Source organism: Streptomyces sp. NPDC043853, from assembly GCF_056436025.1.
The window spans coordinates 275,454-297,538 of sequence record NZ_JBWKDJ010000007.1; the positions used below are offsets into that span (position 1 = coordinate 275,454).

Sequence of the window (22,085 nt, forward strand, 5' to 3'; positions counted from 1 at the left end):
TCCGCGCGTCATGCGCGAGCCGAGCATGAACCATCGTCGGCGTTTCGTCACCCTGTGGAGATCTCCAATTTCAGGCCCGGCGCCCCTTTTGCCGCGAATATTTGGCCATGCGACTCCGTTAAGTGATTGAGGTCACAGTGATTCCAGGGGTGTGGATTTATGCACCGACTAACCCGCACAATCAGCGGGCTATTTGTCAATTCCCTGTCCGTGCACGTCCGTTGGCGCGCCCGGCAGTGGCGTGGGGGGGGTCCACAATGTCGCCGTTCTCGGCGAACGATTTTCGCCTGCCCGGAGGCAGAAAGGCCCGTGCTGTCCGTGCGCGCTTAGCCGGGCGCACCGCGGCCGGGCTCTCGGTGCTGCTCATGGCGACGTTGTTGCCGGTCCAGGCATGGGCTGCGCCGCCCGGCGGCCGTACCGGCTTCGATCTGCCGAAGCTACAGGGGAGTGAGCCGGCGCGGCTGGACACCGACAAGGCGGCTGCGATGGCCGGCTGGGTGGACGGGCCCGCGTCATTTCCCGCGGACTTCGATCCGCCCAAGGTGAGCCCTCCCGCAGGTGACTCCGAGTCCGTAACCCTGAAGCCGACCGATACGGCACTGGTTCAGGCGGGTGCCCTGCCGGTGAAGATCGGAAAGGTCGCCGCACCGGCCGATCCCACCGCGCCCGCTCCGTCTGGCACGTGGTCGGTCGCCGTCAAGTCGCGCGCGGACACCGAAGCGGCAGGCGTGGACGGCGCGATCATCAAGGTCACCCCGCCCGCCCAGGGATCCGCCCCGGTCGACGTCGAACTGGACTACGACCGGTTCAGGGACCTCTTCGGTACCGAGTGGTCCACCCGGCTCGAGCTCAAGCAGTTCCCGGCGTGCTTCTTCGACTCCCCGGAGCTTCCGGAGTGCTCCACCGCCACCCCGCTCCGCTCCCTGAACGACCCGGATACGAAGACCGTCCGGGCGACCGTCGACCCTGCCACCGCCGCGCCCCAGGGGATGTCCGCGATGTCGGGCGCCGGCCCGGTGGTCATGGTGGCCTCCGACAGCGTGAAGGGCCCCGCCAACTCGTACAAGGCCTCACCCCTGTCCCCGTCCGGGACATGGACGGCGGGCGGCAGCGGCGGCGGGTTCGGCTGGACCTACCCGCTGACGGTCCCCGCCCCGCCCGCAGGCCCCGCACCAAAGATCGCCTTCTCGTACTCCTCACAAGCCGTGGACGGCAAGACCTCGGTCACCAATGGCCAGGCCTCCTGGATCGGTGACGGCTGGGACTACACCCCGGGCTTCATCGAGCGCCGTTACCGGTCCTGCGCCGACGACCTCGATCCGTTGGTCAAGGACGGTCCCAAGCCGAACAACGACAACGCCACCGACAAGAAGAAGGGCGACCTGTGCTGGGCGGGCGACCACGTGGTGATGTCGCTGGGCGGCAGCACCACCGAGCTCGTCCACGACGCCTCCAGTGGCAAGTGGGTCCCGGCGACCGATGACGGCTCGCGCGTCGAGCGCCTGACCGTCACCGATCCGGACGCCCCCCGCAACGAGGCCAAGGACGGCGAGTACTGGGTCGTCACCACGCGCGACGGCAGCCGCTACCACTTCGGCCGGCAGAACGTCGGTGCGCACGGGGACGGCTCCAGCAAGCCGAACACCACCAACTCGGTGTTCTACACCCCGGTCTTCGGAAACCACCCGGGCGAACCCTGCTACGCGTCGACCTACGCGGCCTCCTCCTGCCGTCAGGGCTGGCGCTGGAACCTCGACTACGTCGAGGACGTCCACGGCAATGCCATGGTCATCGACTGGGCCCGCGAGGAGAACCGCTACGCCAGGAACGAGAAGTCACAGGAAACCGCCAAGGACAAGGTCGGCTACATCCGCGGTGGCCACCCCACCCGGATCCTCTACGGTCTGAGGGCCGACGACCTCGACGGCGCACCCGCGGCCAAGGTCGAGTTCGTGGTCAAGGAGCGCTGCGCGGAAGACGTGGCGTCGAAGTGTGATCCGGCGAAGTTCGATTCGAAGAACTACGAGGACAAGCAAGTCTGGTGGGACACCCCGGCCACGCTGAACTGCAAGTTCACCGACAAGAACTGCTACGTCGGCTCCCCGAGCTTCTGGTCGCGGAAGCGCCTGACGAACGTCAAGACGTTCGCGCAGCGCACCGAGGGTTCCACTGCGCTGTCACAGGTCGACCAATGGGACCTGGACCAGATGTTCCCGGTACAGCGAACACAGACCCACCCCCCGCTGTGGCTGAAGTCGATCACCCGCTACGGCTACGGCACGGTCAAGGACGAGGACGGCGACCTCCGCACCGATCTGCCCCAGGTCTTCTTCCTGCCGAACGTCGACCCCATGCCCAACCGGGTCAAGACCGACGCCAACGACAACACCCCCGGCTTCGACCGGCTGCGTGTGGAGACCATCCGGACCGAGACCGGCGGTGAGATCCGGGTCGACTACTCGCCGCCGTGCGCATTGGGCAGCAAGCCCGACCCGGTGAAGAACGACACGCGCTGCTACCCGGTCCACTGGTCCCCGGACCCGACGCTCGAAACGCCCCCGCTGGCGTACTTCAACAAGTACGTGGTCGACGGCGTCCGGGAAAGGGACCGGGTCTCCCGCCAGCCCGACGTCGTCACCCGGTACATCTACGAGGGCGGCGCAGCCTGGGCGAAGGACACCGACGAATTCACCGAGCCCAAGCTGCGCACGTACAACCAGTGGCGCGGCTACACCGGCGTGCTGGTGCAGAAGGGCACCACCGCCAACGCCGGCAAGGCGGACGCGACCGTGCAGTCCCAGAGCCGCACCCGCTACTTCCGCGGAATGTCCGGCGACGCCGGACGCGCGAAGGTCCCGGTCAAGGACTCGACCGGTGCCGACCTCGGCGAGGACCTGCTGCAGTACCAGGGCATGGCCGCCGAGACGATCACCTACGACCGGGCCCCCGACCCGGAGAAGGTGAAGGAGCTCGGGCGGGCCGAAGCGGAGAAGGACATCAAGGTCCTCTCCCGAGAGGTGAACTGGCCGGAGAGTCACAACACCGCGTCACGCCCCCGCAAGGACAACACCACCCTGGAGGCGTTCCGCACCAGGACCTCGCGGACGGACGCCGTCGAGACGGTGACCGGCGGCACCCGGACGGTGCGCACCCGGTCCACCTACGACGACAAGGAATACGGGCTGCTCAAGACCGTCCAGAAGGAAGCCGTCACCTCTTCCGGAACGTCGGAGCAGACCTGCGCGGCCACCGGCTACGTCCACAACGAGGGCAAGTACCTGATCGGGCTGCCCAAGGAGGTCCGTACCACGGCGGGCACCTGCGCCCAGCAGACCACCGGCGCGCTGCTGTCCGCCACCCGCACCTCCTACGACGCGCTCAACGCCTTCGGCAAGGTGCCGGTCAAGGGCCTTGCCCAGCAGGTCGACACCAACGACGCGGCCGGGACGGGCTGGATCACCACGGTCCGCTCCGAGTACGACGCGCTGGGCCGCGTGACCAAGGTGTACGACGCCGCCGGAAGCGCCACCTCGACCTCGTTCTCCCCGGCGACCGGACCTGCCTTCACCACCACCGTCACCAACGCCCTCGGTCACACCACCACCACGAAGGCAGACCCGGGCCGCGGCAGCGTTCTGGAGACGACGGACGCCAACGGCCGCAAGGTCACCACGCAGTACGACCACCTCGGCCGTACGACGAAGGTCTGGATCCCGTCCCAGAAACCGGCCACCGACAAGCCGGCATACACGTTCGGCTACCAGATCGCCGCCCAGGATCCGCCGGCCGTCACCACGCGCGTGCTGCGTGACAACGGCACGTACGAGGTCTCGACCGCGATCTACGACGGCCTGCTGCGTCCCGTCCAGACCCAGGGCGAAGCCCTGGGCGGCGGCCGGATCATCACCGACACCTACTACAACCAGCACGGCACCGTCCGGCGGACCGACAACGCGTACCACGCGGAAGGCGAGCCGACCCAACAGATCTTCTACCCGAAGTCCGACTACTCGGTCGCCAACTCGACCCGGACGGCTTACGACGGTCTGGCGCGCCCGGTGCGCGCCACGACCTTCCACAAGGGCGACGAGAAGTACTCCAGCACGACCCAGTACGGGGGCGACTGGACGCTCGCCCGCACAGGAATGTCGGCCGACGGGCTGACCCCGCTGGGCGGCAGCCGTGCGGTGAAGACCTGGACGGACGTCCTGGGCCGGACGTCGAAGATCCAGCACTTCACCTCCACCACCCTCAGCACCGCGAACGACACCACGTACACCTATGACCTGCGGGGCAAGCTGACCCAGGTCTCGGACGCGGCCGGCAACGACTGGACGTACACCTACGACGGCCGGGGCCGGAAGACGACGTCCGACGACCCTGACATGGGCAAGGTCCAGTTCGTCTACAACGACCTGGATCAGATCACCTGGACCCGTGACTCGACCGGCCGTGCCCAGCACCACAAGTACGACGTGCTCGGCCGGAAGGTCGCCCTGCGCGACGACGCCTGGGACGGCAAGCTCGTCGCGGCCTGGACCTTCGACACCCTGCCAGGCGCCAAGGGCCTGCCGGTCGCGTCCATCGCCTACGACGGCAACGGCAAGGCGTTCACCAGCGAGGTGACCGGCTACGACGCCGAGTACCGCCCCACGGGCAGCAAACTCACGATCCCGGACACCGCGGACACCAAGGGGCTGGCCGGCACCTACGCCTACAGCACGGCCTACACGCCCACCGGCAAGGTCCAGTCGACCACGGTCCCGGCCACCCCGGGCGGCCTCGCGGCCGAACGCCTGGTCACCCGCTACAACGACGAGGGCGTCCCGACCACGTTCTCCGGCCTGTCCTGGTACACGGCCGACACCGTCTACAGCCCCCACGGCGAGGTCCTGCGCACCGCCTCCGGTTCCGCCCCGGAACGCGTGTGGACGACGAACGACTACGACGCCAGCACGGGCCGCATCACTGACTCCTTCGCCGACCGTGAGACCGGTCCCCAGCACCGCATCTCGGAGTTGAAGTACACCTACGACACCGTCGGCAACATCACCTCCGTCGCCGACAAGCAGGCCGTCGGTACCGACCGCCAGTGCTACCGCTACGACCCGCTGGGCCAGCTGGTGGAGGCCTGGACTTCGAACAACGAGAAGTGCCGAGCAGACGCGGAGACAGAACTCACCGATGTCACCCCTGGCCCGGACGGTGACGGCTACTGGCAGAAGTACGAGTTCGACAAGATCGGCAACCGCACGAAGCTGATCGACAAGGACCTCACCGGCGCAGGCCTGGAGGACACGTACAGGTACACCTACGGCGTCACCGTCACCAACAACGGCACTCAGCAGACGATCAAGACCCAGCCCCACGCGCTGACCCGGGTGGACGCGACGGTCAAGAGTCCCGGCTCGACCATCGAAACGGTCTCGACGTACGGCTACGACAACGCCGGCAACACCACGCGCCGCACCATCAACGGCGACACCCAGACCCTGACCTGGGACCGCCGCAACAAACTGACCTCCGCGGACAGCCCGGGCATCGGCGCCTTCCCGGTACTGGGCCTGGCAGGCAAGTGCCTGGACGTCCAGTCTGCGGCCACGGCCGACGGCACCCCGATCCAGCTCTACAGCTGCAACGACACCAAGGCGCAGCAGTGGCGCCTGAGCAAGGAGACCCTCCAGGCGTTCGGCAAGTGCGCCACGTCCACCGGCGGCGCGGTCACTCTGTCCGCGTGCAGCGGCAGCGGAAACCAGAAGTTCGTCTACCGCTCCGCCGACAAGACCCTCCACCACCCCGCCACCGGCAAGTGCGTGGAGGTCCCCGGCGCCAATTCGGCCAACGGCACCGACCTCACACTCGCCCCCTGCTCGGCCGGCGCCACGCACCAGCAGTGGAGCTTCACCGACACCACCACCTACCTCTACGACGCCGACGGCAACCGCCTGATCGAGAACACCGGCGCCACCCGCACCCTGTACCTGGGCGACGCCGAGGTCACGGTCGACTCCACGGGCAAGGCGATCGACGCCCAGCGCTACTACGCAGGCCTGGGCGGCCCGACGACAGTCCGCCACACCTTCGGCAAGACCATCGGCCACGACCTCAAGCAACTCCTGTCGGACCACCACAACACGGCCACCACCTCGGTGGACCAGGGCCCGGGCCAGGCCCTCGCCCGCCGCAAGTCGGACCCGTACGGCAACCTGCGCGGTACCCAGCCCACCGGCTGGCCCGGCAACCGCACCTTCCTGGGCGTGGGCGTCGACGACACGACCACGGGCCTCACCCACATCGGCGCCCGCGAATACGACCCCACCACGGGCCGCTTCATCTCGGTCGACCCGATCATCGACAACACCGACCCGCTCCAGATGAACGGCTACACCTACGCCAACGGCAACCCGATCACCAACTCGGACCCGTCTGGATTGCAGCTCGCCGACATCGGCGGCAGCAGCCGGCCCGCCAGGGGTTGGGTGGACGAGATCGTGGTGGACGATTCCGGCTCCGGCAGCGGCTCCGGAGGCAGCAGCAACAGCGGCAACTCAGGGTACAGCGGCCTGCAAACCGGCAAGACCACCGTCGTTATCAACAACGTCAAACTCCTGACCGAAAAAGAGCTCCACGCCCTCGGATACTCCCCGAAGAAGTCCTACGAGCAGAATCTCCAACGCTGGGCCGACAATAAGTGCTACCGCAGCCACCCCTCGACTGACGAGTTCTGTTCAACAGCGAAGGAAATCGGTCTCCGCGACACCACGACCGGTGACTGGATGGAGCTCCTGGGTATTCGGAACGCCTACAACTGCGCCACCAATCCTGGTCTCAAATCATGTGCTTGGGCAGCAGCCGAGGTAACGATCACCGTAGCGACGCGCGGTGGCAGCAGGCTCGTCAAGGGAATCGCCGGCGGTTCCAGGGGCAAGTACCAGTACGCCATCGACTGCCTCAACAGCTTCGTACCTGGTACTGCCGTCATGACGGCAGATGGTTCAGCGAAGAAAATCGAGGACCTGACCACCGACGACCAAGTGCTGGCGACCGATCCCGAAACGGGGGAGACCGCAGCCAAACAGGTCACAGCGACCATCTTCACTGCAGATGACAAGGACTACGTCGACCTTGCCGTCCAGACCCCGGACGGCATAGAGACCATCACGACGACGGCCCACCACCCGTTCTGGTCGGAATCCTCCAAGGCCTGGTTGGATGCCGCCGACCTCAAGCCCGGCATGACCCTCCGCACGGACTCCGGCACCACAGTCTCCATCCATGCGGTGCGTGCGTACCAAGCCACCCTGGACACGTACAACCTCACGGTCGCGGACCTCCACACGTACTATGTGCTGGCGGGCGCCACTCCGGTCTTGGTGCACAACTGCAATGGATTCGACCCAGATTTTCCGACTATCGCGCTTGGAAATTATCGCGGTCGATTCCAAGCCACGTTGAACAAGAACGGCTTCAAGCGTCTGCCGGATGATTGGGATGCACATCACGCCATTCCGCAGGAGTACAGGAATCATCCGGAGTTTTCGGACTTCGATTTTGATGCGCCGTCCAACATGCGCGGCGTGCCGGGCAGTCGAATGAAGTCCCGGGGGGCTAATGTTCACCAAAACATCACCGACCAGTGGCGCTACTTTCGGGACATGAATCCGAATCCAACTCGGGCTCAAATCGAGGACTTCGCCGGACAGATTGATAGGGGTTATGGTGACTATTTCTGGAGAGAGTCTAAGTAGCTGGATCCGGGAAATGGCTGACCTCTCCTCGAAATTCATGAGAGATTTCGAGGAGAGGAACGGCTACGAACCAGGAGAGAATTGCGTGGTCGAGGCAGCAGTGGGCGGACCCGGTGTACTCAAAAGACACCCTGCTTTTAGGGACTACGGTGACCTCCTTGATTTCTACGCGCGCATCGAGAAGGTGACGCTCCCCGATGTGGGCAACGGTTTCTTCGTGGATTCCGTCGACGACGTAGTCGAAGGTAGAGGGGATTGGCAGCCGGCAGAGGTTAGGGGTGCTGTCAGTGATTCCGTTGTTGCCTTCGGGTCTGATGGCGGCGGTGGTCTGTTTGCTGTCAGCCTTACATCTGGCAAGGTGTATCGGCTAAGTGGCGGTTCAATGGAAGGTGCGGCCTATGAGGTCGGGGAATCGAACGTGGAGGTGATTGCAGATGATCTCTGGGGATTTCTGCAATACTTGCATGGAGAGTTGCTCCGGGCTGTTCGGTGATTTCGATACGAATCACGCGCTACACCTCACGGATCTCAACCTCGCCGCCACCCCGCTGGAGGTCGCACCATTCGCACGTCGGATGGAGGGTGAGGTGTAGCCTCGCTGCCCGATCCCGGCACCTTCGTGTTGGATAGCAGCAGCAAATTTGAAGCCCCGCCAGGTGCGTCCTGGCGGGGCTTCTACGTTGGGTGACGGCAGTAGTTGACGGCAACGTCAGTGGACGGTGGCTCCGCACAGCGGCGGGTCGTCGCCTTCGTCGCGCGTCGACCGGTCGTTGGAGGGGCCATCAAGGGCGGCGCTAAGGGAGTCGATGGCGTCGCGCTGGAGGCGGAGTCGGACGTGGGCGTAGACAGTGGCGGTGACGCCGATGTGGGCGTGGCCGAGGAGTTCCTTGATCACGACGAGTTCGACGCCCTGTTCCAGGAGCAGCGTGGCGGCCGAGTGCCGGAGGTCGTGAAAGCGGATGCGGCGGAGTCCGGCCTTACGGAGGAGCGTGGTGAAGGTGCGGGTGAGGTTGGTCGGGTCGATCGATCCGCCCAGAGCAGTGGTGAACACGTGCCCGCTGTGCTGCCACGCCGTGCCTGCGGCCTTGCGCTCACGCTGCTGCTGTTCGTGGTGGAGCTTCAGCGACTGGACGCAGCGGGCGGGGAGGGCGACGCGGCGCTCGGAGGCCCGCGTCTTGGTGGGCAGCGTGGTGAGCCCGCCAGCGGTGGTGCGCTGAAGGGTGCGGCGGATGGCGGCGGTGCCAGCGTCGAGGTTGAGGTCTCCCCAGCGCAGGCCGAGCAGTTCGCCCTTGCGGAGTCCGGTGTGGAGGGCGAGTTCGAACAGCGCGTGCAGCCGGTGACTTCGCACGGCGGTGAGGAGCTGACGGGCTTCATCGGCGGTGAGGGGTTCGAAGCGTCGGGGCCGGGGTGTGCCGGTGCGGACGTTGCGGGCGACGTTGCGCGGGATCTCCTCCTCTAGGACGGCGTGCTCCAGGGCGGACTTGAGGACGGAGTGGATGTACGCCAGCGTCAGCGGAGAGAGCCTCTTGGAGCAGCACGATCCCGCGGCGCAGCAACGGGGCTGACCACGCCTGGCGTCGATGCCGCGCGCGCAGCACTGGCAGGTGGTGCGGAGCTGGTTGAGCCAGGTACGGACGTCCTTGGCAGAGAGCTTGGCGAGCTTCTTCTTGCCGAGGCCGGGGATGAGGTACCGATTGACGCAGGCGGTGTAGCGCGTGTGGGTGTTCTCGCGGAGCTGGTGGACAGCGACGGCCTCCAGCCAGTACGTCAGGTACGCGGCCACGCTGCCCTGCACGGAAGGGAGAGGGAGACCGCGGTTGCTGGCGGCGATCTTCTCGGTGAGCTTGTCCAGGGCGTCCTTGCGGGTGATGCCGTAGACGCGGACGCGCTTGCGGGTGTTGCCCGGGGCGAGGACGTAGCCGGCGGCTTCCCAGCGTCCGTCCTTGCGCTGGTAGACGGTCCCGTCTCCGTTCGCGCGGACGCGGTGAGAGGGGCTGGAGTCGCGGGGCGTGGTCATCAGGCGGCTTCCTGGTCGAGTCGGGCGCGGACGAAGTCGGTGAGGGCGTGGGCGGGGATGCGGCGGGCGCGGCCGAGAGTGATCGAGGCAAGCTGGCCGGTGCGGAGCAGGTCGTAGACAGCAGAGCGGCCGATCTGGAGGCAGGCCATGACCTGGGGGACGGTCAGCAGTTCCTGAGAAGTACTCGGCGCCTGGTGGGGCGCAGCGGGACGGTACGAGGTCATCGGCAGGCCCCTTCCGCCACGAACTGGCGCTCCAGCTCTCTGCGGTGCCAGACGTCAGCAGAGAGGAGTCCGGCGCCGGGGCTGTATCCCGAACCGAGGTAGGACCAGTGGTCGAGGACGAGGGTTGTCGTCGGGTCGAGGTCGGGAAGGCCGGCCTGGGCGCGGGCCTGCTCGGTACGCCAGGCGCGCCGGGCGTCGCGGAGCGCGCCGAGCGTGACCGAGTAACAGCGGGACTTGGTGGAGAAGTGACCCCGGAAGCCGAGCATGTGCGCCCACTTCCAGAGCTTGAGGACAGTGAACTCCGGCAGCTTGCCCAGCTCCCAGCAGGTGCGGATCATCTGCCGCACGTGCCGGGCCACGGCGAGCCGGGGCAGCGGCCGGGCCTGTCCGGTACCGCCGCAGGCGGTGCAAGGGAGCGGGGGCCCGTGGGGGAGGACGGTGGCGCGTCCCTGGCAGGGGCGGCAGAACAGGCGCGGTCGAGGGCGCCGGAGGCGTCGGCTGACTTGGTGGCGTACTTGGCCACGTAGGCGGCGACCGCCTGGTCGGTGAATTCGGCGTCGGTGCCGAAGGCGTTGATCTCGCGTACGTTGAGCTGTTCGCCCCAGGCGAGTTCGCGTTCCCCGATCGCGTCCGACACGATGGAGATTCGGACGCGGGAGGCGGCGGCCGGGATGGCGTCGGCAAGCAGGGCGACGGTGGCATCCGGCGGTGGGGGTGGGTGCCACCGTCGGGGCCGTCGAGCCGGATGACGGCGTGGAAGTGGACCAGGCCGCGCTTCTGGTACTCGGCGACCTTGGCGAAGGAGAGCCGCAAGACCTCGCGGGCGGCCTTCTGGGTGAGGCCGAGCCGGGCAGCGATCCTTCCAGACTGACTTTGCGGTCTCTCGCTCCCTGTCCTGCCGCTCCTTGTGATTCTTGAAGGAGCGGAGGCATTCGGCGGGGAGGGCGATGCGGCGTTCGGAGGCGCGGGTCTTGGTGGGGAGGTGGGTGAGGCCGCCGGTTCGGGTGCGCTGGAGGGAGCGGCGGATGGTCGCGGCCCCACTGTTGAGGTCGAGGTCTTCCCAGTGGAGGTCGAGGAGTTCCCCTTTGCGGAGCCCGGTGCGCAGGGCGAGTTCATACAGCGCGTGGAGCCGGTCGGCGCGGGCTGCGCCGAGGAAGTGGCGGGCTTCAGCTGTGGTGAGGGGCTGGAACCGCCTGGGCCGGGATGTGGTGGTCTTGACGTTGCGGGCGACGTTGCGGGGCAGCTCGTCTTCGCGGACGGCGTGTTCCAGGGCCGACTTGAGGACCGAGTGCACGTAGGTCACGGTCAAAGCGGACAGCCGCTTCTGGCAGCATTCGCCGATCGTGCAGCACTTCTTCCGTTTGGTGTCCAGGCCCTGGGCGCAGCACTGGCAGGCAGTGCGGAGCCGGTCGAGGAAGGTGCGGACCCTTGGCGGTGAGCCGGACGATCCTCTTGGTGCCGAGGTCGGGCATGAGGTGGAGGCGGACGCAGGTGGCGTAGCGGGTGTGGGTGTTCTCGCGGAGCCGGTGGACGGCAATGCTGTTCTGGGGATTGAAAAATCCCGACAGGCTGGGATCGATTTCTCTCCCGGGAGTGTGGAACTGAGGTTGCGGAAGCCGAGGGCGGAGCCGCGCAGCTGCGCCAGGCGGCCGTTGATCGCTTCGGTCGGCTTTGGAGCGGCTCGGGATGATGTACCGCCCAGGCCGGTCCACGACGCGACAGCCTGGCCCGCGGCTCGGCGGCGCGGCTGGTGTCCTGGCGCCACGCATGCCCACACCCGGTGCACCGGTACCGGCGGATCGTCACCAGCAGGGTGCTCGGTCGCCGGCCCAGCGGCTCGTGCGCCAGCTTCCGCGTGACGGTGTCCCGGGGTCTTCCTGCACACACCTGACCCAGGAGCCGGCTCTGGCGCGTTGGGCGGCGTCCCGAATAAGTGATTCGCTCTCTGGCGCGCTGTTTGGTGTCCGATGATGCGCGGGAGGTAAGTCGGGGCGGCGGCGATCGGGTGCATGCGTTCGGGCGGTCGAAAATGTTTCCGGGTCGCTCGATGGGGTGATGGGGGCCGGGCATATGCCGCCAACTGCGGTACGTTCGGCGCAAGTTGTCCCGTGCCGGAAATCGGGGCGGCCCCCGGGGGTGAGCCAACACCGTCCGAGGGCCTTCACCACGAGCTCCCACCAGCGAGCCCGAAAATGCCCTCCCACTCTAGCCTTGAGCGAGATGCCTCGCAGGCGCTTCCGCCACCTCCATCGCCACTGACAGCACCCGACCTTCGTCATCGGGTCCGTGTTGCCGCGCTTCCCGACGGCGTACGGAGGACGATGGTCAAGGTACCGCTTCGTGTCATCACCGGATCGTTTGATGACCTTGCCGTTGTTTACTACGCCAAGGTTGCGCACCTCGCCCGCAATGAGCGGGGGGAGTGTGTTGCCGATCTGGCCACCATCGCCGACTACCTCGGGCTGACCAACCGGGCCGGCCGTAAGGCGCCGGCTGCCCTGTATGACGCTCAGCGGCAGCTGGTTGAGGCCGGGGAGATGAGTGTGGTGCGGCGGACGCTGCCGGGTGGGCGGGGGACGTCCGCCGTGCGGCGCGTTCCGGGGCTGGGGGCGAAGGAGGAGTTCGCCGTCGTGCCGGTGGCGTTGCTCGGGGCCGCGCGCTCGCGGCACGTGCGCGCGTACATGGTGTGCGCCTACGCGCACGCCATGGGCAAGCCGATGACCGAGGAGGAGCTCGCGGGGCACCTCCTGCACTACTCGGGCCGCCGGGCTGGGCAGCCCGTGACCGTGCGGACGGCCGGCACGATCGTGGACGACCTGGAGCGGTGGGGGTGGCTGGAGGTACAGCGCCGGGCGGGCTATCAGGGGCGGAACGTGATCATCCCGCGTCGCTCCCCGTTGGAGGCGTCGGAGTCCGCGGAGCCTCCGGGAGGGCCGGAGCCCGTGGCACCTCCGGCACCCCTGCAGGAGTCTGCGGAAGAGAGGACCTCCGGTTGCGAAAACCAGCGGAGCTCCCTCGCGAATAGGGAATTACTACCCTTAGTTGACGTACAGGAGAAGAAGCCGCCAGACGTTGATTGTGGTTCCGGCCGTAGGGCGTCCTCGGGTGGTGGGCGCGCGGGCGATGCGGGGTGGAGCGTGGCGGCTGTTGCCCATCGGGTGCTCCACGGGCTGCCGTTGGCGCTCGGGTTGACGGATGGTCAGTACTGGCTGGCCGCGAAGGCCGTGGTACGGGCCGTTGCCGAGGCCGGCGGGGATTCGGAGCGGATCCGGGAGCGGATTCTCCGGCGGCTGGCGGAGGAGAGGGGGCGGCCCGTGCGGAGCGCGTACGGCTGGCTGGTCAGACGGGGGCTGCGGAACGATCCGTGCCCGGATCCGGCCTGCGAGGACGGCGTGACGTGGCCCGACGGGGTGGCGTGCCGGATCTGCCGGGAGCGGTGGATCGACCGGCGCGGGACCCCGCTGGTGTTCCGCAACCGGGCCAGACGCGTGTACGACGTGCGGTGGCATTGCTCGGGGTGCGAGCGTCCCGGAGTGCACGAGCCGCCGGATGACGGCCTGTGCGGGCGCTGTCACGACGAGCAGGGCCAGGGCCAGGGCCAGGGCCAGGGCCAGGGCCAGGGTCAGGGTGTGGGCGGCCGGGTCCCGGCGCGAGGGTCCCGATTCCGTTCCCGTGGTCGTGGAAAGGGTGGCTCGGCTGCGGCGAGTGCTGCGGGCCGCGAGGGCATGTCGCCGACCGACGGCGCGGCCTTAAAGATTCGCTCAAGCTTTCGCTGAAAGGGCCTGCCGAGGTGCCCCGGGGGCTGCCAGCATCCAGGGGCGACAGGGCGTGAGTCAGGGGGTCCAAGGGGATCCTGAGGATCTGGAGACGTAGGGGGAGCAGGGATGAGTGAGGTGGCTGAGAACGCCGGGGGCGGGAAGGTTGCCGGTGTGCTGGTCGGGGTTTCGGCGGTGCTGATCGGGTTGATGGCGGGGTTGTTCTTCGCCTACGACATCTCCGTGATGCCGGGGCTGGCGAAGACCGATGACCGGACGTACGTGGCAGCGATGCAGGAGTTCAACGCGGCCATTGACGGGAACGGGCTGTTCGGGAGTGTGTTCCTGCTCGCGTTCGTGCTGCCGGTGGTGGCGGCCGTGCTCGAGTTCCGCAGGGGGCGGCGGGCGATGGCGCTGTGGGTCGCGATCGCGGCCGTGGCGTACCTGGCGGTGCTGATCATCACCTTCGGGGTGAACATTCCGCTCAACAACGAGTTGGCCGACCTCGGTGACGCCGCCAAGGTGAAGGACTTCTCCGTCGTCGAGCGCTTCAAGTCCACCTGGGTGACGACGAACATCCTCCGGACGCTGCTCTGCACGGCTGCCCTGGGTTGCCTTGTCCGCGCCGCCTTCCTGAGTGGTCGGCTGCGCAGTTCTTGATCAACTTCGGGTAGGGTCCGGCTCACCTGCAGGTAGCAGGTCGATCTCGGGGGAGCCGGACGATGAAGCGTTGGATGAAGTGGGCAGCCGTCGGAGCGATGGGAGTGCCGACGGCACTCGCCGTGGTGGCCTGCGCCGGGGGGAAGTCCCTGGAGGCAGCCGCGAAGGGCACCTGGGACTGCACGATCGCCGCCGGCGGCCGCAGTATCTCCGCGACGGTGACCGTGGGGGACGGGACCTACCAGGTCAGCACCGGCGGCGAGGGCAGCTCTGGGACCTGGCAGCTCTCCGGCGGCAAGCTGGAGGTCAAGGGCGACGACGGCCCGTACCACGTGAGCGGTGTGCCCGGAGAGACGAAAGAGCTGATGGGCATGGAGTTCGGGGAGGGCAGCGGCAAGGAGCTGTCGCCGTGGAGCGTGGGCTGGAAGGGAGACACCGTCACCTTCCCGTACCACGGTGCCAAGGTCACCTGTAAGAAGATGTAGGGCCGCGAGCCCCGCTGCTGAGGTAAGGCCGTGGGCCGCGACGTACGGGAGGTTCGCGTCCGTCTGACGGTCATCAGGATGATGAAGCCGATCGTCGCGGCCACAGACCAGGGCCGAGAGCGAGACCGACCGACGGGCCGACCGCGTCGCCCCGCCGACCGCACCAACCCGCCGACCGCGTCGAGCGCTTAGCAGGACTCCAGCAGTGCCCACGCCAGGAAGCCCAGCGCCGCCGTGCACAGGACCGCGCGCCAGGCGTTGGCGCGGACCCAGGGGCGTTCGAAGGACCCGCGGACGGAGGCTGCGTTGGCGTCGGACATGCGCTCCGGGGCGCCGGCCGCCTCCAGGGCGTTGTTCAGCGGGATGTTCACCCGGGCGGTGAGGGCCATGGCCGCGGCGTACGTGACGAACGCGCCGATCAGCGGGGCCAGGGCCGGGCGGCCGTCGGCCGGGATCGCCAGGCCCAGGGTGGCGCCGGTGAACACCAGCGCGCCCAGGTAGCCGAGCATGAACCAGCCGTTGAGGATGGCCACGTTGATGCGCTGCATGGTCTCGATCACCGTCCGGTCGGCGGCGCGCGCCAGACCGGGCATGACGGAGACCGAGAAGCCGTAGAACAGGCCGCTCATCCACCCCATGGTGATCGTCGCGGCGATGAGCAGTGCGAGTCGTGCCGTTTCCACGCCGGTTCCCCCTGATCGTGGTCGTGGGCGCCGGTCGCCGTCTGGTGTGCCGAGTCCGCCGACCAGCGGCCGAAAGTTCGGTGCCGTAGGTGCCCGAGGTGCCGAAGGCTCGCCGATCATATTCGAACGCCGCTTTTGTCACCCCCTTAACAACACAACGACGCCATGTGTGTGTCGAATGGCAGCCTGGGTGACCGCGGGATGTCGCCGATGTGCCCGCCGGGTACCCCCGGAATGCCACCTCCATGCCATCGGCGTACGGCAGGCTGCTGCCCCGCCCTGGCACCGAAATGCCGCCGCGGGGCGATCCGTTGGGTTCCCCGGGCGCGGTAGCCTCCGGCTCGGAACGTATGTGATCAACGTGTGTGATCAACGTGTGTGATCAATGTGTGTGATCAGCGTGTGTGGGACGTGCCGGAACAACACCTTTGGGAAGGACCGCCGTGAAGGACACGAAGGACCCGCAGGCCCGGCTGGACGCGCTGCGCGCCGACACCGAGCGCCGCAACCCCGCCCAGCCCGAGTTCCACCAGGCCGTACGGGAAGTCCTCGACAGCCTCGCCCCCGTCTTCTCCGTACGGCCCGAGCTCGCCGAGCCCTCCCTCGGTCTCCTGGAGCGCCTCGTCGAGCCGGAGCGGCAGATCGTGTTCCGCGTGCCCTGGCAGGACGACCACGGGCGGGTCCACGTCAACCGCGGCTACCGCGTGGAGTTCAACAGCGCGCTCGGCCCGTACAAGGGCGGCCTGCGCTTTCACCCGTCCGTGGACATCGGCGTGGTGAAGTTCCTCGGCTTCGAGCAGATCTTCAAGAACGCCCTCACCGGACTCGGCATCGGCGGCGGCAAGGGCGGCAGCGACTTCGACCCGCGCGGCCGGTCCGACGCCGAGGTCATGCGCTTCTGCCAGTCCTTCATGACCGAGCTGCACCGGCACATCGGCGAGCACACCGACGTGCCCGCCGGGGACATCGGCGTCGGCGGCCGTGAGATCGGCTACCTCTTCGGCCAGTACCGGCGCATCACCAACCGCTGGGAGGCCGGAGTCCTGACCGGCAAGGGGCAGGGCTGGGGCGGCTCCGCGATCCGGCCCGAGGCCACCGGTTACGGCAGTGTGCTGTTCGCCGCCGAGATGCTCGCCGTGCGCGGCCTGGGCCTGGGTGGCCAGACCGCCGTGGTGTCCGGTTCCGGGAACGTCGCGCTGTACACCATCGAGAAGCTCCAGCAGCTCGGTGCCAACCCGGTCACCGCCTCCGACTCGCAGGGCTACGTGGTCGACGACAAGGGCATCGACCTCGCGTTGCTCCGCCAGATCAAGGAGGTCGAGCGGGGGCGGGTGTCCGAGTACGCCGCCCGCCGCGGCCCCTCCGCCCGGTACGTGCAGGGCGGCAGCGTCTGGGAGGTCGCGGCGGACGTCGCCTTCCCCTCCGCCACGCAGAACGAACTCGGCGAGGACGACGCCCGTACGCTCGTCCGGAACGGCGTCAAGGCCGTCTCCGAGGGCGCCAACATGCCCACCACCCCCGAGGCGGTCCGGCTGTTCCAGGAGGCCGGGGTCTCGTTCGGCCCGGGCAAGGCGGCGAACGCGGGCGGCGTCGCCGTCAGCGCCCTGGAGATGGCCCAGAACGCGTCCCGGACCGCCTGGACCCCGGCCCGGGTCGAGGAGGAGCTGGCCGCGATCATGCGGTCGATCCACACGGTGTCGTACGAGACGGCCGAGCGCTACGGAGCCCCGGGCGACTACGTCACCGGAGCCAACATCGCCGGCTTCGAGCGGGTCGCGGACGCGATGCTCGTGCAGGGCGTCATCTGAGGCTGAGGCTGAGGCTGAGGCTGAGGCTGAGGCCCGAGTCCGTCCGACCGGCTCGTCACGGGTGGCGGCGGCCGGCGGTCCGCGGCTGGTGGTCGGTGGCCAGGACGGTGGCCGCGACCGCCAGCGCGGCGGCCGCCGTCGCGCCCGCGGTCAGGAACGCGCGGTCGGACTGCCAGGACAGGGCCGACCAGCGGGACCGGGCGGACAGCACGGAACCCAGGCTCAGCCAGGAACCGGCGGACAAGGCGGAAAGGGCCGACCCGATCGAGCCGACCGACAGGGCGCTGCCGACCGAACCGACCGACAGGACCGATCCGACGGATCCGATCGACAGCACCGAACCCACCGAGCCGATCGACAGGACGGAGTCCCGGGACCAGAGGGACAGGGGCGAACCCGCGGCATGGTTCTTCGCCGTCTTCATCGTCTTCGTCTTCGTCTTCGTCGTCTTCGACATGGGGTGATCGTAGGCCGCCTCTCCTGGCCCGGCGGCCCCGTGCCTCGCGGCGGCCGCAGGCCGTAGGCTCTGAGCGGACCCGGTTGTCGTAGCAAGGGAGTTGCCGTCGTGCTCACCGCCTTGGAGGGGACCTTCGGCGACCGCCCCGATGCCCTGCGCGTCGCAGGCCGTCCCGGTTCGTACGAGGACCTGCTCGGCGCCGCCCGTGCCGTCGCGGCCGACATCGCCGGTGCGCCGGCCGTCGCCGTGAACGCGACCGCCTCCCTGGAGACCGTCGCAGCGGTGGTCGGGGGACTCCTCGCCGGGGTGCCGGTCGTGCCGTTGCCGCCCGACGCCGGGCCCGCCGAACGCGACCACATCCTGCGCGACTCGGGCGCTGCCGAGATCACCGTGGACTGGTCGCGGCGTGCCGGCGGCGGGCCCGTCGGTTCCCCCGCCTCAGCCCCCGCCACCACCGCGGGAGATCCGGCGCTGATCCTCTACACCTCCGGCACCACCGGCCCGCCCAAGGGCGTGGTCCTCACCGCCGCCGCCATCGCCGCCGACCTCGACGCCCTCGCCGCCGCCTGGCAGTGGACCGCCGAGGACACCCTCGTCCACGGCCTGCCGCTGTTCCACGTGCACGGGCTCGTGCTCGGAGTGCTCGGCGCGCTCCGCACCGGCAGCCGTCTCGTCCACACCGGACGTCCGACCCCGGAGGCGTACGCCGCCGCCTCCGGAAGCCTGTACTTCGGGGTGCCCACCGTCTGGTCGCGGATCGCCGCGGACCCGGGCGAGGCGGCGGCCCTCAAGTCCGCCCGGCTGCTCGTCTCCGGCAGTGCCGCGCTGCCCGCGCCCGTCTCCCGGACGCTCGAAGGGCTCACCGGGCACCGGCCGGTTGAGCGGTACGGCATGACGGAGACGCTGATCACCGTCAGCGGCCGGGCGGGCACCGTGCCGCGCCCCGGCACCGTCGGAACCCCGCTGCCGGGCATCCGTACGCGCATCGCCGCCGAACCGGGCACCGAGATCGGCGAGCTCCAGCTGACCGGACCGACCCTGTTCGCCGGCTACCTGAACAACCCGGAGGCCACGGCGGCCTCGTACACGGCCGACGGCTGGTTCCGTACGGGGGACATCGCCGCCATCGATCCGGAGGACGGGGTCCACCGGATCGTCGGCCGGGCCTCCGTCGACCTCATCAAGTCCGGCGGCTACCGGATCGGCGCGGGGGAGGTCGAGAACGCCCTCCTCGACCACCCCCAGGTGCGGGAGGCCGCGGTGGTCGGCGTGCCGGACGCCGACCTGGGGCAGCGGATCGTGGCGTTCGTCGTCGCCGAGGGCGTGAGCGGGAACGAGCTCACCGACTTCGTCGCCACCCGGCTGGCCGTGCACAAGCGGCCGCGAGAGGTCCGCTTCCTCGCGGAGCTTCCCCGCAACGCGATGGGGAAGCCGCAGAAGAAGCTGCTGTTGAACGGAGACTGAGCGGCCGACCGACCGGCCGAACAGCTCACCTCACCTCACCTCACCTCACCTCACCTCACCTCAGCGCGCTCAGCTCAGTGTCTGGATCAGTTCGCTGCGGTCGGCCGTGTGCACCACCCGGCCGAGGGCTCCGTTGACGAGCGGCAGGTACGGGGGCACGTGCCCGCACTCCACGTCCGCGATGACCGGTACGCCGAGCCCGCCCAGCGCGTCCATGACCGCCTCGTGCTGCGTCAGGGAGGGGGAGGCGGGGGCCTTGGTGCGGCCCACCAGGACGGCGTTGGCGGCGTCGAAGGTGCCGGCCAGGCGCATGCCGTGGAGCTGGCGGCAGATGGTGAAGGCGCTGTCCTCGCACGCCTCCACGTAGACGATCAGGCCCTCGGGGGCGTGCTGCCGGGCGAAGTCGGTCAGGTCGCCGTACGGGCTGCCCATGACGGGGGACAGCGTTTCGATGCAGCCGCCGATGAGGCGGCCCTCGACCATGATGTCTCCGTCGCCGTCGAGGCGTCGCCACCCGCCGGCCGAGTCCAGGATCAGTTCGTCCACCTCGGGGAAGGCCGCCCAGTCGTCCCAGCCCGTGCTCCGGTAGCGGCCCGGCGGGACCTGCGCGAACCGGCTCCCCGGCTCCATGGCCACCAGATCCAGCCAGGACGACAGCCCCTCCGGGGTCCGGTAGGGGGTGTCCATCAGGTTGTTGCCGTGCAGCGTGGCCCACCCGGTCAGCACGGTCAGCGGTGTCATCAACGTCGACATGTCCGAGTACCCGACCACCCAGGTCGGCTCCGCCTCCCGCAGCCGGTCCCAGTCCAGCAGCGGCAGCAGGTCGATCGCGGTCTCGCCGCCCCACGGCGGGACCACGGCGCGGATCGAGGGGTCCGTCAGCATCCGCATCAGCTCCTCGGCCCGCTCGGCCGCCGACGCGCTGACGTGGCCGGCGTCGCCGTCCATGCACCGCCCGACCACGACCTCGTACCCGCGCGCCTCGACCGTCTTGACGGCGACGTCCAGGCGGCCGCGGAGGGGCCCGGGCACGCCGCTGGAGGGGGAAGTGACGCCGATACGGTCACCGGGGCGCAGGGGAAGCGGATAACGGATGCTCATTTGGCCACTCTCACACACCACCTTGCGGAAGCTGTACCCGGTTTCCCACAGTGGGGCACCATGAGCGCTCTGACCCCCGCACCCGCCCCTGAGCCCGCCCCCACACCCACACCCGTCCCCACACCCACACCCGCCCCCACTCCCGTCGAACTCCTCCGGGCCTTCGCCCGGACCCGCGCCTCCCTCGACGGCAGCGAGGTCACCCTGCACTGGTCGGGTGACGTCTACACCTGGGGGCCGGGGGAGCCCTATCAGCGGATCTTCGGCTTCGAGGGCATCAACGTCGCCCGGTTGCAGGCAGACGGCGACGGCGACGGCGACGGCTTCCTCCTCCTGTCCCGGGAAGCGGCGTTCTACCTGGACCCGGGCACCCGGGAGATCCTGGAGACCTGGCAGGACCACAAGGTGGTGCACGTCTGGAACGACCCGGTGAACCTGCGGCTGCGGCCCTTCCCGATCCCCACCACCGACCTCGGCGAGCAGATCTGCTTCAGCATGGAGATTCCGCTCTCCTATCCGTCGCCGCTGCCGGTCGCGGACTTCCCCGCCCAGTCCGCCGACGACACGTACCGGGCGCTGGAGCTCTTCCAGTTCTTCGCCCCCGCAGGCGTCTTCACCAGCGAGGACCCCGGAGTTCCGTCCACCGTGTCCTGGGCCCGGATGTCCCCGTGGCTGCCGTGGATGGAGCAGGGGCAGCGCCCCGGCGGGCTCGTCTTCCACTGCCGCGGGCGCAAGCTGCCTTCGTACGCCGACGTACCCGAGCGCACGCGTGCGTACATCGCGGGCCACCACCCGGAGTTCGCCCATGCACCGGAGGTCTGGAGCGAGCCGAACGAGACGAGTTGGACGTACTTCAGGAAGCTCGCCGGACCCGCGGCCGGTTCTTGAGACGAAGAGCGGGAGATCTGTTGAAGTGGTGAAGATCTGACGATAGATCAGGATGTGGCTGGTGTCCGATGATCGTGCACACGTAACATAAAGGACACTCTCTTTTTATTTGTCTTGCCGAACAGACGGGGGAAACGTCTCATGGCAGAACCGAAGCAGGACCGGGCGCGGCGCACACGGCAAGTGCTCCTGCGGGCCGCGGCGGAGGTGTTCGACGAGAACGGCTTCAGCGGAGCCAGCATCAACAAGATCCGGGAACGGGCCGGGGTCACCGCCGGGGCGGTGTACTTCCACTTCCAGTCCAAGGAGGGCCTGGCCCGCGCCGTCATCCTGGAACACGCGGGCCACCTGCGGTTCCCGACCGGTCCGGGCGGGCTCGGGCACCTGATCGACATGACCCGCTACCTCGCCGAGGAAATGCAGGTCAACGTGCTGCTGCGGGCAGGGGTCAAGCTCGCCGTCGAGCAGGGCGAGTCCGGGCTGCGCGAGTTCGCCATCTACGAGTGGTGGATCGACAGGTTCGTACAGGAACTCACCGTCGCGCGCGAGCAGGGGCAGTTACTCCCGGACGTGGACGAGGCGGAGTTCGCCCGGGTGCTGATGGCCGCCTACACCGGCACACAGGTCATGTGCCGGATCTCCGAGCAGCACGCGGACCTCCCCGCCCGGATCGCGGTGATGTGGCGCTACCTGCTGCCGGCCCTCGCGACGCCCGAGGCCCGCGCGGCGCTGGAGCCACGCCGAGGCGGCTCCACGGCAAATTGATTGACACCGTCCAGGCCGGCCGGGTGTTCT

At 68.6% G+C, this 22,085-nt stretch carries 15 protein-coding genes and 3 pseudogenes; 9 read left to right on the plus strand and 9 right to left on the minus strand.

Features of this window, described 5'->3' with window-relative positions:
• Nucleotides 1–365 precede the first annotated feature (365 nt).
• Together AC067U_RS20595 and AC067U_RS20600 are read left to right on the plus strand one after the other, a co-directional pair.
• Nucleotides 366–7,748, plus strand: a complete 7,383-nt coding sequence (locus AC067U_RS20595) for a ricin-type beta-trefoil lectin domain protein (protein ID WP_478831180.1) — start codon at nucleotides 366–368, stop codon at nucleotides 7,746–7,748.
• Between the two features lie 13 nt (nucleotides 7,749–7,761).
• Complete coding sequence (locus AC067U_RS20600) at nucleotides 7,762–8,241, plus strand: hypothetical protein (protein WP_478831181.1); 480 nt, start codon at nucleotides 7,762–7,764, stop codon at nucleotides 8,239–8,241.
• Between the two features lie 216 nt (nucleotides 8,242–8,457).
• Here the strand turns inward: AC067U_RS20600 and AC067U_RS20605 are convergent, their stop codons facing one another.
• From AC067U_RS20605 to AC067U_RS20630, 6 genes and pseudogenes are all read right to left on the minus strand, one after another.
• Nucleotides 8,458–9,765 (minus strand): tyrosine-type recombinase/integrase, encoded by a 1,308-nt coding sequence (locus AC067U_RS20605; RefSeq protein WP_478831182.1) that lies wholly within the window; start codon nucleotides 9,763–9,765, stop codon nucleotides 8,458–8,460.
• The gene (locus AC067U_RS20610; RefSeq protein WP_478831183.1) at nucleotides 9,765–9,989 is read right to left on the minus strand and encodes a helix-turn-helix domain-containing protein; all 225 of its coding nucleotides are present in this window, start codon (nucleotides 9,987–9,989) and stop codon (nucleotides 9,765–9,767) included. Before AC067U_RS20610 ends, AC067U_RS20605 begins: the two co-directional genes overlap by 1 nt.
• Complete coding sequence (locus AC067U_RS20615; protein WP_478831323.1) at nucleotides 9,986–10,327, minus strand: replication initiator; 342 nt, start codon at nucleotides 10,325–10,327, stop codon at nucleotides 9,986–9,988. The genes AC067U_RS20610 and AC067U_RS20615 overlap by 4 nt, the downstream gene beginning before the upstream one ends.
• Nucleotides 10,324–10,802, minus strand: a pseudogene (locus tag AC067U_RS20620) (replication initiator). Before AC067U_RS20620 ends, AC067U_RS20615 begins: the two are co-directional and overlap by 4 nt.
• Nucleotides 10,777–11,530 (minus strand): annotated as a pseudogene (locus AC067U_RS20625) (tyrosine-type recombinase/integrase); the annotation flags it as partial. The pseudogenes AC067U_RS20625 and AC067U_RS20620, both read right to left, overlap by 26 nt.
• A 151-nt stretch (nucleotides 11,531–11,681) precedes the next feature.
• Nucleotides 11,682–11,867 (minus strand): annotated as a pseudogene (locus AC067U_RS20630) (ISL3 family transposase); the annotation flags it as partial.
• Between the two features lie 443 nt (nucleotides 11,868–12,310).
• Between AC067U_RS20630 and AC067U_RS20635 the strand changes: the two are divergent.
• From AC067U_RS20635 to AC067U_RS20645, 3 genes are all read left to right on the plus strand, one after another.
• The gene (locus AC067U_RS20635; RefSeq protein ID WP_478831184.1) at nucleotides 12,311–13,765 is read left to right on the plus strand and encodes a hypothetical protein; all 1,455 of its coding nucleotides are present in this window, start codon (nucleotides 12,311–12,313) and stop codon (nucleotides 13,763–13,765) included.
• 117 nt (nucleotides 13,766–13,882) lie between these two features.
• The gene (locus tag AC067U_RS20640) at nucleotides 13,883–14,404 is read left to right on the plus strand and encodes an anthrone oxygenase family protein (RefSeq protein ID WP_478831185.1); all 522 of its coding nucleotides are present in this window, start codon (nucleotides 13,883–13,885) and stop codon (nucleotides 14,402–14,404) included.
• Between the two features lie 62 nt (nucleotides 14,405–14,466).
• Nucleotides 14,467–14,889 (plus strand): hypothetical protein, encoded by a 423-nt coding sequence (locus AC067U_RS20645; protein WP_478831186.1) that lies wholly within the window; start codon nucleotides 14,467–14,469, stop codon nucleotides 14,887–14,889.
• A 188-nt stretch (nucleotides 14,890–15,077) separates the two neighbouring features.
• On the opposite strand, the gene AC067U_RS20650 is transcribed toward AC067U_RS20645, so the two are convergent.
• A complete protein-coding gene (locus AC067U_RS20650; protein WP_478831187.1) occupies nucleotides 15,078–15,572 on the minus strand; it encodes an anthrone oxygenase family protein in 495 nt (164 codons plus the stop codon).
• Nucleotides 15,573–16,015: 443 nt separating this feature from the next.
• On the opposite strand from AC067U_RS20650, the gene gdhA reads away from it, so the two are divergent.
• On the plus strand, nucleotides 16,016–17,380 hold the full coding sequence (gene gdhA, locus AC067U_RS20655) for an NADP-specific glutamate dehydrogenase (protein ID WP_478831188.1): 1,365 nt from the start codon (nucleotides 16,016–16,018) through the stop codon (nucleotides 17,378–17,380).
• 55 nt (nucleotides 17,381–17,435) lie between these two features.
• On the opposite strand, the gene AC067U_RS20660 is transcribed toward gdhA, so the two are convergent.
• Complete coding sequence (locus AC067U_RS20660; protein WP_478831324.1) at nucleotides 17,436–17,804, minus strand: hypothetical protein; 369 nt, start codon at nucleotides 17,802–17,804, stop codon at nucleotides 17,436–17,438.
• Nucleotides 17,805–17,945: 141 nt separating this feature from the next.
• Between AC067U_RS20660 and AC067U_RS20665 the strand changes: the two genes are divergently transcribed.
• Nucleotides 17,946–19,301 (plus strand): AMP-binding protein, encoded by a 1,356-nt coding sequence (locus AC067U_RS20665; protein ID WP_478831189.1) that lies wholly within the window; start codon nucleotides 17,946–17,948, stop codon nucleotides 19,299–19,301.
• A 69-nt stretch (nucleotides 19,302–19,370) separates the two neighbouring features.
• On the opposite strand, the gene AC067U_RS20670 is transcribed toward AC067U_RS20665, so the two are convergent.
• A complete protein-coding gene (locus AC067U_RS20670) occupies nucleotides 19,371–20,402 on the minus strand; it encodes a S66 family peptidase (protein ID WP_478831190.1) in 1,032 nt (343 codons plus the stop codon).
• A 60-nt stretch (nucleotides 20,403–20,462) separates the two neighbouring features.
• Between AC067U_RS20670 and AC067U_RS20675 the strand changes: the two genes are divergently transcribed.
• Both AC067U_RS20675 and AC067U_RS20680 read left to right on the plus strand, forming a co-directional pair.
• Nucleotides 20,463–21,290: a DUF1838 family protein gene (locus AC067U_RS20675; protein ID WP_478831191.1), complete on the plus strand. Its 828-nt coding sequence runs from the start codon at nucleotides 20,463–20,465 to the stop codon at nucleotides 21,288–21,290.
• A 141-nt stretch (nucleotides 21,291–21,431) separates the two neighbouring features.
• Entirely contained in the window at nucleotides 21,432–22,055 is a 624-nt protein-coding gene (locus AC067U_RS20680) for a ScbR family autoregulator-binding transcription factor (protein WP_478831192.1), read from the plus strand.
• Nucleotides 22,056–22,085 lie beyond the last annotated feature (30 nt).